The following is a 14,358-nucleotide window of genomic DNA, read 5'->3' on the forward strand; positions in this document are numbered from 1 at the left end:
GTCAGCCCGTCTCGGCGCCGTCCGTCGGCGGCGGGTCCGAGTTGCCGTTGCCCCCGGTCGGGTCGGTGGGCTGCCCGGTGGACGGCTCGTCCGTGGGCTCGGTGGGCGGCTCGGTCGTCTTGGTCGGCTCGTCCGTGGGCTCGGTGGGCGGCGGAGTCGTCGTCGGCGCGGTCGTCGGCGGAGTCGTCGTCGGCGGCTGGGTCGTCGGGTCGACCGTGGTCGGCGGCGGCCACGGCGCCTCCGTGACGCCCCCGTCCGACGTGCCCGGGTCGGTCGACGGCTCCTCGGAGGGCTCCTCCGAGGGTGTGGGCTCCTGGGAGACCGTCGACGGCGAGTTCGTGATCGTCGGCGTCGTGCCGCCCGTGGTGCCGCCCGGGTCGCGCGCCTTGTCCAGGGCGTAGACGACACCGGCGACGACCGCGATCAGCGCGAGCGCGGCGAACAGCCACACCTTGCCGCGGCGGCCCTTGCCGCCGCCGTGTCCGCCGTACGAGCCGTCCTGGCCGTAGCCGCCGTTGCCGCCCGTACCGCCGTCGTAGCCGCCGTAGCCGCCGACTCCGCCGTCCTCCGGGTTCCGCGGGGGAAGGATCGGGCCCTGCGCGGTCTCGCCGTGCATGGGGTGGCCCATCGCGGTCGTCGCGGCCATGCCGCCGACCGGGGTGTGACCGCCGTCGTGCATCTCGACCGGGCCGGTGTTCCACGTGCCGGTGTGGCCGCCCTGCTGCTGGAGCATCTGCAGGCCGTACTGGATGAGGCCGCGCATCTCCTCGGCGCTCTGGAACCGGTCGTCCGGGTCCTTCGCGAGCGAGCGCATCACCAGGCCGTCGAGCTCCGGCGGCACGGACTGCGTGACGTCCGACGGCGGGACGGGCGCGTCCTGGACGTGCTGGTACACGACGGACAGCGGGGTCTCGCCGGTGAACGGGGGCCGCAGCGCGAGGAGTTCGTAGAGGAGGCAGCCCGTCGCGTACAGGTCGGAGCGGTGGTCGACGGCCTTGCCGAGTGCCTGCTCGGGGGAGAGGTACTGCGGGGTGCCCATGACCATGCCGGTCTGGGTCATCGTCGACTGCGCGCCGTGCAGGGCGCGGGCGATGCCGAAGTCCATGACCTTCACGGCGCCGCCGTGGGTGATGATCACGTTCGCCGGCTTGATGTCACGGTGCACGATGCCGTGCTGGTGCGAATAGGCCAGCGCCTCCAGGACTCCGGAGACGATGATGAGGGCCTGCTCGGGCCCGGGGGCCTCGGCGCTGAGCAGCAGGTCGCGGATGGTGCGGCCCTCGACCAGCTCCATCACGATGTACGGCACGGGCCGGCCGGCCACGAGGTCCTCGCCGGAGTCGTACACCGCGACGATGGCGTGGTGGTTGAGCCCGGCGACGGACTGCGCCTCGCGGGTGAAGCGGGCCTTGGAGACCGGATCCTCGGCGAGATCGGCGCGGAGCAACTTGACGGCGACGGTACGGCCCAGCCGTACGTCCTCGGCCGCGAACACCTCCGCCATGCCGCCGCGGCCCAGACGGTGCGTCAGCCGGTAGCGGCCGTCGCCGACGACTCCACCGACGCCCCAGGACTCCGCCGACGAGTCGGGCACACCGCCGCCTGCTCCGGATTCGGGTGCCATCAGTCCTCGCCGTCGTCTGTCGTGCCGTGTCCAGTCGTCACGCTACAGGCTCCGTACGACACCACGGTCCGAGGTGGACCGGCCATCCAACCCCTTCCACGTACACCTGTGCAAATTCGGCAGGATTCCTCCGCCCCTTCGAAAACGCTTCGGGGAACGTTCCTGTGCGGAGGGTCACGGAACGGGCACCCGGCTTGACGTGTCACTGCCCTCGGGCAGACTTGGCCAGGAAATTCCGGATCAACGCCGCCACGCGCGCGTATGGGGGAAGCACAGATGAGCCAGGACGGCGCACAGGGCCGCTATGCGGGCGGTTCGGTCGCGGGCGGCCGGTACCAGCTGCGCGATCTTCTCGGCGAGGGCGGTATGGCGTCGGTCTACCTGGCCTACGACAGCGCGCTCGACCGCCAGGTCGCCATCAAGACGCTGCACACCGAGCTCGGCCGCGAACAGTCCTTCCGCGAGCGCTTCCGGCGCGAGGCGCAGGCGGTCGCGAAGCTGTCGCACACCAATATCGTCTCGGTCTTCGACACCGGCGAGGACACCCTCGACGGCGCCGTCATGCCGTACATCGTCATGGAGTACGTGGAGGGGCAGCCGCTCGGCTCGGTCCTCGCCTCGGACGTCCAGCAGTACGGCGCGATGCCGGCCGACAAGGCGCTGAAGGTCACGGCCGACGTGCTCGCGGCCCTCGAAGTCAGCCACGAGATGGGCCTGGTCCACCGCGACATCAAGCCCGGCAACGTGATGACGACCAAGCGCGGCGTGGTCAAGGTCATGGACTTCGGCATCGCGCGGGCCATGCAGTCCGGGGTCACGTCGATGACGCAGACCGGCATGGTCGTCGGCACCCCGCAGTACCTCTCCCCCGAGCAGGCCCTCGGGCGCGCGGTGGACGCCCGCTCCGACCTCTACTCGGTCGGCATCATGCTCTTCCAGCTGCTGACGGGCCGTCTTCCCTTCGACGCCGACTCCCCGCTCGCCATCGCGTACGCGCATGTGCAGGAGGAGCCGGTCGCCCCGTCCACCGTCAACCGGGCGGTGACGCCGGCCATGGACGCGCTCGTCGCCCGCGCGCTGCGAAAGAACCCGAACGAGCGGTTCCCGAGTGCGGCGTCGATGCGCGACGAGTGCCTGCGGGTGCTCTCGGCCGGTCAGACCGGTGCGCCGATGATCGTCCCGGGCGGTCCCGTCAGCAGCGGCGCGGGCGTCGGCTCGGCGGTCTTCCCGCCCGTGGGCCAGACTCCGCCGCCGGCCCCCCAGTCCGGCCCGCACGGGGTGCAGCAGCCCTACCAGCCGACGCCGCAGCCGGGCCCCTACGGCCCCGCGACCCCGGCGCCCGCCCCCTCGTACGGCTACCCGCAGCAGGCGCCGACGCCCGCTCCGGCGTACCAGACCCCGGCTCCTCAGCCCTCGTACCAGACCTCGGTCCCGCAGGGCTCGTACCAGGCCCCCACCCCGGCGGGCGGCGGTCCGCGGCGGAACACGCCGGTGCTCGTCGGTGCGGTCGTCGTCGCACTGCTCGCGGTCGGCGGCCTGCTCGTGGCCCTCAACCTCAACAAGGACGAGGACCCCAACGCCGGCGGCACGGGCGGCACCGACACACAGCAGAGCCAGACCGCGGCCCCCGGCCACAAGGGTCCCGACCTGACCAAGACCATCGACCCGAAGAAGTGCACGCAGCCGACGGAGTCGAGCGACGACCCGGAGAAGTTCGAGGTCCCGAACTTCACCTACAAGAACATCCAGTCGGTGAAGGAGTGCATCCAGGCGGCCGGCTGGAAGCTCATGACCCAGCGCCCGGTGGACGAGAACACCTACGGCGAGGGCACGATCCTCGAGCAGTACCCGCCGGCGGGCCAGGACATCGCGGCCAAGGACGCCGAGTTCACCCTCAACATCTCGACGGGCAACCCGGGACAGTAGTCCTGACGCTTCCTTACGCCTGCTGCCCCCGTCCCGGATGCCGGAAGTGTCCCGACATGTGACGCTGAGTTGACCATCTCGTCGGCTCGGCACGGGAGGGGGTCACCCGGTGACTCCAGCACTCCGCAGGGCACGGGCGCGGGCTCTCGGCCCCGCGCTCACCTGCGTGTTCGCCTGCACGTGCGCCGTGTACGGCACGCCCCTGGGACACGGGGAGGCCCGGGCGTACGGGGCGGAGGCACCCGGGACGTCGGCGGGGACCACGGCACGGACTTCGGTGGAGACCACGGCACGGACGTCGATGGGGACCACGGCGAGGACGTCCGTGGGGACCACAGCGAGGACCCTGGTGGGGACCACGGCCGCGACGCCCGCGCCGACGCCCACCACCCCGTCGGCACCCTCCCCCTCGTCGTCCCCTTCTCCGTCCCCCTCTTCCGACGCGCCGTCCGCGACCGTCACCCCTTCCCTCCCTTCCTCCGGTTCCCCGGGGCGGACCGGGAGTGCCGGTACGCCCGCACCGCCCGCTCCCGCGCCGACCGGCACCGGCACCGGGTCGGGGTCCGCCTCCCCCGTCGCGCCGAGCGCCGAGCCCAGCGACGCGCCCGCCCCCAACGGCTCCGCCTCCCTCGCGGGCCGGCCCGCCGGTGAGGGGCGTCCGCGGCCCGGACGTCCCGTGGCACCGACCGACCCGGAGAGCGCCACGGACCCGTCGCCGGAGGAGGCCTCTCGTACCGAAACGGCAACAGACCCGGATTCCCCCGAGGCCGTCGAAGAGGAGGCCGAGGGGGTACGCGAGGAGGACGCCGTCCTCCCGGAGGCGGCGCCCGCCAGCCGGCCGGCCGCCGCGCCGCACATGGCGTCCGAAGCCGCGACACCCCTCGTCGACCAGCGGATTCCCGTGCTCACCCTGGGAGTCGGGCTGGCCCTGATGGGGCTCGGCATCGGGTTTCTCGGGCTCCGGATGCGGCGCCGCTGAGCCCTTCGGCACGCCCGGGTCCCCCTTGAGGCGGACCTGCCTCTTCCGTCTCAGGGCGGTTGTTCGCGACGGCATACCCGGTATACATACTGAGTATGTCGATCCGCCACGGGCTTCTCGCCCTCCTCGAACGCGGCCCTCGGTACGGCTCCCAGCTCCGTACGGAGTTCGAGTCCCGCACCGGTTCCACCTGGCCGCTCAACGTCGGCCAGGTCTACACGACCCTCAGCCGGCTCGAGCGCGACGGCATGGTCGCCCAGGGCGGCGAGGACGCGGCCGGGCACGCCCTCTACGCGATCACCGACAGCGGCCGCGCCGAACTCAGGACCTGGTTCGAGAAGCCGGTTGACCGCACCAGCCCCGCCCGTGACGAGCTGGCCATCAAGCTCGCCATGGCCGTGGGCGCTCCCAGCGTCGACATCCGCGACGTCATCCAGTCCCAGCGCCGGCACACCGTGAAGGCGATGCAGGACTACACCCGCCTCAAGGCGCAGGCGCTCGTCGCCGTCGAGAGCGGCGGGGCCCGGGAACGGGACGACGTCGCCTGGCTGCTCGTCCTGGAGCAGCTGATCTTCCAGACCGAGGCCGAGGCGCGCTGGCTGGACCACTGCGAGTCCCGGCTGATCCGCCTTTCGGCGGCGGCACCGGCACCGGCACCGGCCGCGAACCCGGCGCCTCACGCCGATGCGCCGACCGCCGCGTCGGCATCCCGCTCCGAGGCGACCGCCGCCACCGCCGCCGATGCCCCGTCGGCCACCGCTCGGCCGGGCGCCGAGGCCGCGCCACCCGTGGCCGGGGCGCGCTGACCGCACAGTCGCGCCCCACCCCGTACCGCCCGCACATCACCTTCCGTACGGCCCGCGCACCATCTGCCGTACCGCCCACGCACCGCCTTTCCACCGCTCGCTCCCGTACCCGGCCGACCGCCGCGTACGCCCAAGGGGGGACCCCTCATGTCCGCACAGCAGCCCGTGCTGCAACTCCAGAACCTGACCCGCGTCCACGGCGCGGGTGCCACCGAGGTGCATGCCCTGCGCGGCATCGACCTCGCCGTGTACCCGGGTGAACTCGTCGCCGTCATGGGCCCGTCCGGCTCCGGCAAGTCCACGCTGCTCACCATCGCCGGTGGCCTCGACACCCCCACCTCGGGCCGCGTGATCGTCGAGGACACCGACATCACCACGGCGAGCGTCAAGGAGCTCGCGGCCCTGCGCCGCCGCAGCATCGGCTACGTCTTCCAGGACTACAACCTCATCCCGGCCCTCACCGCCGCCGAGAACGTGGCCCTGCCCCGCGAGCTGGACGGTACGTCGGCCCGCAAGGCGCGCGTCGAGGCCCTCAAGGCGCTGGAGGAGATGGGGCTCGGCCACCTCGCCGACCGCTTCCCCGACGAGATGTCCGGCGGTCAGCAGCAGCGCGTGGCCATCGCCCGCGCGCTCGTCGGCGACCGCCGGCTCGTCCTCGCCGACGAGCCGACCGGCGCCCTCGACTCCGAGACCGGTGAGTCCGTGCTCGCCCTGCTCCGCACCCGCTGTGACGCCGGCGCCGCCGGTGTCCTCGTCACGCACGAGCCGCGGTTCGCGGCCTGGGCGGACCGGGTCGTGTTCCTGCGGGACGGCGCCATCGTCGACCAGACCGTGCGCAGCGAGGCCGATTCCCTGCTGTCGGGCCAGGGGGCCGAGGCGTGAAGATCTGGTTCCACTCCTGGCGGGCCGCGATCCGTATCGCCCGCCGTGACGCCTGGCGTTCCAAGGGCCGCAGTGCCCTCGTCCTGGCCATGATCGCCCTGCCGATCCTGGGTGTCAGCGCCCTCGATCTGACCTTCCGCAGCTCCGAGCTGTCTCCCGCCGAGCGGGCGGACCGCACGATCGGCGCTGCCGACGCCCGGTTCAAGGACTCCGGCTACGGCGGGGTGCCGATCTTCCAGGATCCGATCGGCGAGATGAACACGCCGGCCAAGGACTACGGGGACATGGCCTGGCCGAGCGGCTCCACCGATGTCACCAAGACCTTCCCCGCGGGTTCCACGGTCCTCACGGACATCTCCGGCTCGGCCAAGCTGACGACGGCTCACGGTCTGCTCCTGACCGACATCCGTGAGCTCAAGGCCGCCGATCCGATCGCCCGGGGCATCACGACCCTCCTGGAGGGGCGTTACCCGGAGAAGAACGACGAGGTCATCGCGACCTCGCACTTCCTGGAGACCAGCGGTCTGGCGGTCGGCTCGACCCTTTCCGCACGCAACTTCGACCGCCCGTATCGGATCGTCGGCTCCTACGAGATTCCCGATTCCCTCAACGCCGACCAGGTCAATGCGCTGCCCGGGGCCTTCATCGCCCCGTACACGAAGGCCGTCGAGAAGGCCGGCCTGCAGGCTCCCGGCACCTCCACCACGTACCTGGTGCGCAAGCCCGGTGGTTTCACGTGGAACATGGTCAAGGAGATCAACACCAAGAGCGTGATCGTCACCTCGCGTGCCGTGATGCTCGACCCGCCGGCCAAGTCCGAGATCCCGCTCTACCAGAAGGACCACTGGGGCGACTTCGAATCCAGCACGGTGGGCAACGCCGCCGAGCTCGCCGCCATCGGCACCGTCGTCGGCCTGGCGATGCTGGAGATCTGCCTGCTCGCCGGACCCGCCTTCGCGGTCGGCGCCCGTCGCTCGCGCCGCCAGCTCGGTCTGGTCGGTGCCAACGGCGGTGCCCGCAGCCACATCCGGGCCATCGTGCTGAGCGGCGGTCTGGTCATCGGTGTCGCCGCGGCGGTCACCGGTACGGTCCTCGCCCTGATCCTCACCCTGGCGCTCCAGCCGGTCCTCGAAGAGACCATGGGCCAGCGGTTCGGCGCCTTCGACGTCCGGCCGCTCGAAATCCTCGGCATCGCGCTGCTCGCCGTGCTGACCGGTCTGCTCGCCGCCATCGTGCCGGCCATCACCGCCTCCCGGCAGACCGTCCTCGCCTCGCTCACCGGCCGGCGCGGAATCCGCCGCAGCAGCCGGGTGCTGCCCCTGATCGGCCTCGCGGCCATCCTGATCGGCGGCGCCATCGCGCTCTTCGGCTCCATGTTCAGCCAGCAGTTCATCATCGTGGCCGGTGGCTCCGCCATCGCCGAGCTGGGCGTCGTCGCCATGACCCCGGCCCTGGTGGGCCTGTTCGGGCGGACCGGGCGCTGGCTGCCGCTGTCGCCGCGGCTCGCGCTGCGGGACGCCGTGCGCAACCGGGGCCGTACGGCACCCGCCGTCGCCGCCGTCCTCGCCGCCGTCGCCGGTACGGTCGCCGTCTCCACCTACATGGCAAGCGAGGAGGCCCAGCACAGGGCCGAGTACACGGCCCAGCTGCCGTACGGAGCCATCTCCGCGTTCGTCACGGAGGAGGGCGGCCGGGACGTCCCCGCGGTCCGCGAGGCGATCCAGCGCTACGTCCCCGTCGACGTCCGCGCCGATGTCGAGCGCGTCCTGGTCGGCAAGCCCGGCTGCGAGCCGTGGGACAGCGCCGCGGGCTGCGGCCGCTACGAGGTCATCGTCCCCCCGGCGAACGAGTGCCCGATGTACGTGTCGGTCCCGGGCGGCGGAGACCCCTCGGAGAAGTACACGCCCGAGCAGAAGCGGAAGATGCTCACCGAGGACTGGCGGTGCATGAGTTCCGCGAGCAGCGGGATGTACATCTCCGACGGTGGGCTGCTCGTCGGTGACGCCAAGCTGCTCCAGGTGCTCGGCATCGACGACCCCGCGGCCGTGAAGGCCCTGGCCGACGGGAAGATCGTCAGCTTCAACCGCGCCCAGGTCGACAAGAACGGCGCCGTCGGGATCAGGCAGATCACCGACACCGCCGCCGCCGACAAGGCCTCCGAAGAGGGTCGGCCCGCACCCGGCAAGGTCAGCACCCTGCCCGCGTACCAGGTCCCCGGCGGCAAGAAGTCCTACGGCATCCAGGCCCTGCTGACCCCGGCCACCGCCAAGGCCGCCGGTCTCACGACCGTGCCGCTCGGCACCTACGTCAGCACCGACCGGCTGCCGGACAGCGAGGCGCGCCAGAAGCTCGACGGCGAGCTCACCAAGCTCGGCAGCAGCGTGGAACTCCACGTGGAGGAAGGATTCGTCAACGCCAACAGCCTCGTCCTGCTGTCGCTCGCGATCTTCGCAGGGCTCGTCACCATCGGCGCCGCCGGCATCGCCACCGGGCTCGCCCAGGCCGACGCCGAGGCCGACCTGAAGACGCTCGCCGCCGTGGGCGCCCCGCCCCGGGTCCGCCGTACCCTCAGCGGCTTCCAGTGCGGAGTCGTCGCCGCGATGGGCGTACTCCTCGGTTCGGCCGCCGGAGTGCTGCCGGCGATGGGGCTCCGGCTCACCGAGGAGCGGCAGCAGCTCCGCTTCCACGAGCAGGCCGTCGCCGAGGGCTGGAGCACGGCGACGGAGCTGCCGTACGTCCCGATCGTCATCCCCTGGGAGACCCTGGCCGGCCTGCTCGTCGCCGTACCGGTGGGTGCCGCGCTGCTCGCCGCCCTGGTGACCCGCTCGCGCGGCGCGCTGGCCCGGCGCGAGGCGACCTGACGGTCTTCGTTGTCGTCCTGTGCCCCCGGACGAGGGTGGATCACCCTCGTCCGGGGGCACACCCCGTGGTGACGCATGTGTACGAGAGAATGGCGGCATGGAGATGCCGAGGAATGACAGGTCGCAGGAGAGCCCCCAGGTCCTCATCGTGGGACAGGACGGGATGGCGCTCGGCGGCACTCAGGGCGACGACGAACCCCGCGAGGTCCCGGTGACGGAAATGGTCGAGCAGCCTGCGAAGGTCATGCGGATCGGCAGCATGATCAAGCAGCTCCTGGAGGAAGTACGCGCGGCACCTCTCGACGAGGCCAGCCGGGTCAGGCTCAAGAACATCCACGCCAGCTCCGTGAAGGAACTGGAGGACGGGCTCGCGCCCGAACTGGTCGAGGAACTGGAGCGCCTCTCCCTGCCGTTCACCGACGAGGCGATCCCCTCCGAGGCGGAACTGCGCATCGCGCAGGCGCAGCTGGTGGGCTGGCTGGAGGGCCTCTTCCACGGCATCCAGACGGCGCTGTTCGCCCAGCAGATGGCGGCCCGCGCGCAGCTGGAGCAGATGCGCAGGGCGCTGCCGCCGGGTGCGTCCCACGACGATGACGACGACGACCGGGGCCACGGCCACGCGGTCCGCTCGGGGCCGTACCTGTAGGCCGTACCTGTACGTGAGAGGGGCCCGGCACTGTATGTGCCGGGCCCCTCACGCGTGTGACGGGTCTGGGCCGGGAAGCGGCCCGCGCCGGTCAGCCCCGGGGAGGGGGCCAGCGCCGGTCAGCCCTGGGGGGCGAGCAGCAGGACCTTGCCGACGTGGGTGCCGGATTCCAGCGCCCGGTGGCCCTCGGCGGCGTCGTTCAGCGGCAGCGTCCGGTCGACGACCGGACGGACCGTGCCCGCGCCGATCAGCGGCCAGACGTGCTCCCGTACGGCGGCGACGATCGCCGCCTTCTCCTCAGCCGGGCGGGCACGCAGCGTGGTCGCCATGACGGCGGCGCGCTTCGCGAGCAGCGCCCCGAGGTTCAGTTCGCCCTTGACCCCGCCCTGCAGACCGATGACGACGAGCCGGCCGTTCACGGCCAGCGCCTTCACGTTCCGCTCCAGGTACTTGGCGCCGACGATGTCCAGGATGACGTCCGCGCCGGCCCCGTCCGTCGCCTTGGTCAGCTCCTCGACGAAGTCCTGCTCGCGGTAGTCGATGAGGATGTCCGCGCCGAGCTCGGCGCAGCGCGCCAGCTTCGCGGGACCGCCGGCGGTGACCGCGACCCGCGCCCCGACCGCCTTCGCCAGCTGGATCGCCATCGTGCCGATCCCGCTCGCACCGCCGTGCACAAGGAGCGTCTCACCCGGACGCAGGTGCGCGATCATGAAGATGTTGGACCAGACGGTGCAGGCCACCTCCGGGAGCGCGGCGGCCGTGGCCAGGTCGACGCCCTCCGGTACGGGGAGCAGCTGACCGGCCGGGACGGCGACCTTCTCCGCGTAACCGCCGCCCGCGAGCAGCGCGCACACCTCGTCGCCGACGGCCCAGCCGGACACCCCCGGGCCGAGCGCGGCGATCCGGCCCGAACATTCGAGACCGGGGTACCGGGAGCTGCCCGGCGGCGGGTCGTAGAAGCCCTGGCGCTGGAGCAGATCGGCGCGGTTGACGGCACTCGCCACCACCTCGACGAGGACCTCGCCCTCGCCGGGTACGGGATCGGGCACCTCGGCCCAGACGAGGGCCTCGGGACCACCGGGTTCCGGAATCGTGATCGCATACATGGCGGCGAGGCTACTCCCGGGACCGGCCGGGGGCGCGCTGCTCCGGGCTCAGTCCTCCGGCGGCGTCCTGAGCGGGGTGACCGGCGCGGCGCGCACGATGGTGATCACCCGGTCGGTGAGCTGGAGCGGGCTGGCGGCCGGGTCGTCGTAGCCGAGCAGCCGGTGACCGCGGAGCACACTCACGACCAGGTCGCCGGTCTCCCGCACGCTCTTCCCGACCTCGCTCTTGGTCACCGGGCGCTCCACCAGGTCGAGGCCGGAGCCCTGCTGGATGAGGTCCTCCATCACGGTGCCGGCGCTGGGGCTCAGCACGGAGAGGCCGAGCAGGCGACCGGCGGCGCTGGCGCTGGTGATGACGGCGTCCGCGCCGGACTGGCGCAGCAGCGGCGCGTTCTCCTCCTCGCGGACCGCGGCGACGATCTTCGCGCCCCGGTTGAGCTGGCGGGCCGTGAGGGTGACCAGGACGGCCGTGTCGTCGCGCTGGGTGGCGATGACGATCTGCCGGGCCCGCTGCACCTCGGCGCGGAGCAGCACGTCACTGCGGGTCGCGTCGCCGACGACGCCGACGAACCCGTCCGCGTTCGCCGTCTCGATCACCTTGTTGGAGGGATCGACGATGACGATCTGATCCTTGCTGAGTCCGGTCGCGCAGAGCGTCTGGATCGCGGACCGCCCCTTGGTGCCGAAGCCGACGATGACGGTGTGGTCGCGCAAGGTGGACCTCCAGCGGTTCAGCCGGAACTCCTCGCGGGTCCGCTCCGTGAGGACCTCGAGAGTGGTGCCGACCAGGATGATCAGAAACAGCACGCGCAAGGGCGTGACCAGCAGGATGTTGGCGAGCCGCGCCGTGTCGCTGTACGGGACGATGTCGCCGTATCCGGTGGTGGAGAGCGTGACGGTCGCGTAGTAGGCGCAGTCGAGGAAGTCGAGCGTCCCGTCGGCGTTGTCGTGGTAGCCGTCGCGGTCGACATAGACGATGAGGATCGTCACGGCCAGCACGCCGAGCGCCATCAGGAGCCGCTTGCCGACCTGGCGCAACGGCCGCTCGACCTCCCGGCGCGGCAGCCTGATCTGCGGGCCGGAGATCCGCTCGTCCGCATGGCGGGCCATCACGTCACGACTGGGAAGTTTCACGTGAAACACGCTCCTTGGGCCGGTACGGCCCCCTCGGCCGTCGCCCAGGGAAGGTCGAGGACATCCAGGTCTTGGCCGGGGCGGGCGCCGCCGGGCGGGACGACGGCCAGGCCGTCGGCGGCGGCGATGCCTCGGAGCATGGCCGGTCCGTTGTAGCGCAGGGGTACGGCTCGTCCACCACGGCGGACGACCGGGACGAGCCGTGTGTCGTACGGATGCCCGTGCACCTCGTCCTGGACGAGGACGCGGGGCGGGGTGGGCGTACGGTCGCCTGCTTCGGATGCGGCTCCGGCGAGCGCCCTGAGGAGGGGTTCGGCCAGCGTCAGAAGGCCGGATACGGCCGCGAGCGGGTTGCCGGGGAGCCCGACGAGATGGCGGACGTGCTCGGCGCGAGTGAGCTCGCTGCCGATGGGCTCGGTGCCGGTGGGCTCGGCGCCGAGGCGGGCGAGCAGCATCGGGTGGCCGGGCCGGACCTTCACACCGTCGACCAGGAGGGTGGCGCCGGCCTTCTCCAGTACGCCGTGGACGTGGTCCACGGGCCCGGCGGCGGTCCCGCCGGTGGTGAGGACCAGGTCCGCGGTGGAGCCGGTGACGGCCGCGTACAGCTCCTCGGCCTCGTCACCGATCCGGCGGGTGGCGAGGACGTCGGCGCCGAGCGCCGTCAGCCAGGGGCCGAGCATCGGGCCGAGGGCGTCACGGATGAGGCCGTCGTGGGGGAGACCGGCGGTGAGCAGCTCGTCGCCGAGAACCAGGATCTCGACCCGGGGGCGCGGCGGTACGGGGAGTTCGTCGTAGCCGGCGGCTGCGGCGAGGCCCAGTACGGCGGGGGTCACGACGGTGCCGGCGGGGAGCAGTTCGTCGCCGGAGCGGCACTCCTGGCCCCGGGGCCGGATGTCCTGGCCCGGCACCACCTCGCGCAGGGCGTGCAGCAGAGCACCACCGGGGGCGCTGACGCTGTCCGTCCGGGGGTGCTCGGTGCGGGAGTGCTCGCTGCGGAGGACGGCGGTGGTCCCGGTCGGGACGCGGGCACCGGTGGCGATCCGTACGGCCTCGCCGTCCACCGCCGCGGCCGCGGCCGCGTGCCCGGCGAGGACGGCGCCGTCCTCGCGGACGGTCCACGGGCCGGGGCCCGCGACCGCCCAGCCGTCCATGGCGGAGGTGTCGAAGGGCGGCAGGTCAGTGAGGGCGAGGAGCGGCTCGGCCAGCACCTGGCCGAGTGCCTGCCCGAGCGGTACGCCGAGCGGCGCCCGGCCGGCCCGCGCGGAGACCCCGGCGCGGACGGCCGCGGCTCGCGCCTCGGGCCAGGCGGTGGCCCGGTGCGGTCCCCCGGCCTGCGCGTCGGCGGTGTCCGGGGCCACCGGGAGGGGCTCCTTCAGGCTCATCCGGCCTCGTCCTGCTCGGCGGCCCAGCGCTGGGCCAGCGCGGCGGCCTTGCGGGCGGCCTCGGCGACCGCCTCCGGACCGCCCTCGGTGCCCGCGCGCGCCGCCGCGTATCCGACCAGGAAGGTGGTCAGGGGCGCGGCGGGGCGGGCCACTCCGTGGGCGGCGTCACGGGCCAGATCGAGCAGCACGCCGGTGTCGACGTCCAGCTCGATGCCCAGTTCGTCCTTGACTGCGGTGATCCATTCATCCAGCACGGTCCCATGCTCCCTGATACGGGCCCGGGCCGTGGCGATGTCCTCCCAGGTGTCGCAGTCGAAGGAGGCGAGGGGCGCCGCCGTGACCCGGGTGAGGCGCAGCGCGCCGGTGAGCTGCCGCAGCGAGCCACCGGTGAGGGTGCCGCGCTCCTCGGCGATCCGCGCCAACTCCCGCCGGAGCGGGGCGGCGCGGTACGCGGCGACGAGCGGCTGGTCCCGTCCCTCGGCGTCGGTGAGGAGCGCGGCCTCGGCGTCGGGGGCCTCGGCGAGGGCACCGAGCAGTCGACGGACGGTGTCCTCGTCGAGGAAGGGCAGGTCGGCGGAGAGGACGAGCAGGACATCGGCCTCGGTCTCCCGTACCCCTGCCGCCCGCAGCCCCGCGTCACGTACGCCGGTGTCACGTACGCCGCTCTCCCGTACGCCGGTCTCCCGTACGCCGGCGTCGAGGGCGGCGAGCGGCCCTCCGCCGGGCGGGTCCTCCCTGGTCCAGCGGACGGGGCGGACGGTCGGGCGGGGATCGCCGACGACCACGGTCCGGTCCGCACCGCGGCAGGCCGTGAGGACCCGGTCGAGGAGCGCCCGGCCTCCGACGCGTACGCCGGGCTTGTCGGCGCCGCCGAGTCGCTGGGCGGCGCCTCCGGCGAGTACGACGGCGTCATGTGGGGTGGTCACCCCAGCAGTATGGTCCGCCGCCCGGTCTCGCCGTCGGGCGCGTCTCCCTTGATGAGACGCCCCGGACGGCGGGACCGGGAAGGTCC

At 72.8% G+C, this 14,358-nt stretch carries 12 protein-coding genes; 6 read left to right on the plus strand and 6 right to left on the minus strand.

The window, feature by feature from the left end:
• Position 1: 1 nt before the first annotated feature.
• Positions 2-1,624 carry a protein kinase domain-containing protein gene (locus OG462_RS21995; protein WP_406059987.1) on the minus strand — a complete coding sequence of 541 codons (1,623 nt, stop codon included), beginning with the start codon at positions 1,622-1,624 and terminating at the stop codon, positions 2-4.
• Between the two features lie 276 nt (positions 1,625-1,900).
• Here OG462_RS21995 and OG462_RS22000 point away from each other — a divergent pair, with 276 nt between their 5' ends.
• Positions 1,901-3,550 (plus strand): protein kinase domain-containing protein, encoded by a 1,650-nt coding sequence (locus OG462_RS22000; RefSeq protein WP_406059989.1) that lies wholly within the window; start codon positions 1,901-1,903, stop codon positions 3,548-3,550.
• Positions 3,551-3,652: 102 nt separating this feature from the next.
• On the opposite strand, the gene OG462_RS22005 is transcribed toward OG462_RS22000, so the two are convergent.
• Positions 3,653-4,165 carry a hypothetical protein gene (locus tag OG462_RS22005; RefSeq protein WP_406059991.1) on the minus strand — a complete coding sequence of 171 codons (513 nt, stop codon included), beginning with the start codon at positions 4,163-4,165 and terminating at the stop codon, positions 3,653-3,655.
• 61 nt (positions 4,166-4,226) lie between these two features.
• Between OG462_RS22005 and OG462_RS22010 the strand changes: the two genes are divergently transcribed.
• The 5 genes from OG462_RS22010 (at position 4,227) to OG462_RS22030 (ending at position 9,724) form a co-directional block, all read left to right on the plus strand.
• The gene (locus OG462_RS22010; protein ID WP_406059992.1) at positions 4,227-4,529 is read left to right on the plus strand and encodes a hypothetical protein; all 303 of its coding nucleotides are present in this window, start codon (positions 4,227-4,229) and stop codon (positions 4,527-4,529) included.
• Between the two features lie 95 nt (positions 4,530-4,624).
• Positions 4,625-5,335 carry a PadR family transcriptional regulator gene (locus OG462_RS22015; protein ID WP_406059994.1) on the plus strand — a complete coding sequence of 237 codons (711 nt, stop codon included), beginning with the start codon at positions 4,625-4,627 and terminating at the stop codon, positions 5,333-5,335.
• Between the two features lie 147 nt (positions 5,336-5,482).
• Positions 5,483-6,217, plus strand: coding sequence for an ABC transporter ATP-binding protein (locus OG462_RS22020; protein ID WP_406059995.1), 735 nt, complete (start codon positions 5,483-5,485; stop codon positions 6,215-6,217).
• The gene (locus OG462_RS22025) at positions 6,214-9,078 is read left to right on the plus strand and encodes an FtsX-like permease family protein (RefSeq protein WP_406059997.1); all 2,865 of its coding nucleotides are present in this window, start codon (positions 6,214-6,216) and stop codon (positions 9,076-9,078) included. The genes OG462_RS22020 and OG462_RS22025 overlap by 4 nt, the downstream gene beginning before the upstream one ends.
• A 97-nt stretch (positions 9,079-9,175) precedes the next feature.
• On the plus strand, positions 9,176-9,724 hold the full coding sequence (locus OG462_RS22030) for a bacterial proteasome activator family protein (protein WP_406059999.1): 549 nt from the start codon (positions 9,176-9,178) through the stop codon (positions 9,722-9,724).
• 119 nt (positions 9,725-9,843) lie between these two features.
• On the opposite strand, the gene OG462_RS22035 is transcribed toward OG462_RS22030, so the two are convergent.
• The 4 genes from OG462_RS22035 to OG462_RS22050 are packed head-to-tail and all read right to left on the minus strand — an operon-like array spanning position 9,844 to position 14,272.
• Positions 9,844-10,830, minus strand: a complete 987-nt coding sequence (locus OG462_RS22035) for an NAD(P)H-quinone oxidoreductase (protein ID WP_406060000.1) — start codon at positions 10,828-10,830, stop codon at positions 9,844-9,846.
• Between the two features lie 48 nt (positions 10,831-10,878).
• On the minus strand, positions 10,879-11,964 hold the full coding sequence (locus tag OG462_RS22040) for a potassium channel family protein (protein ID WP_406060002.1): 1,086 nt from the start codon (positions 11,962-11,964) through the stop codon (positions 10,879-10,881).
• Positions 11,961-13,346: a molybdopterin molybdotransferase MoeA gene (locus tag OG462_RS22045; protein WP_406060003.1), complete on the minus strand. Its 1,386-nt coding sequence runs from the start codon at positions 13,344-13,346 to the stop codon at positions 11,961-11,963. The genes OG462_RS22040 and OG462_RS22045 overlap by 4 nt, the downstream gene beginning before the upstream one ends.
• Positions 13,343-14,272, minus strand: a complete 930-nt coding sequence (locus OG462_RS22050) for an NTP transferase domain-containing protein (RefSeq protein WP_406060004.1) — start codon at positions 14,270-14,272, stop codon at positions 13,343-13,345. The genes OG462_RS22045 and OG462_RS22050 overlap by 4 nt, the downstream gene beginning before the upstream one ends.
• Positions 14,273-14,358: the final 86 nt, after the last annotated feature.

This window comes from Streptomyces sp. NBC_01077 (assembly GCF_045162855.1).
In the GTDB taxonomy this organism is placed as follows: Bacteria; Actinomycetota; Actinomycetes; order Streptomycetales; family Streptomycetaceae; genus Streptomyces.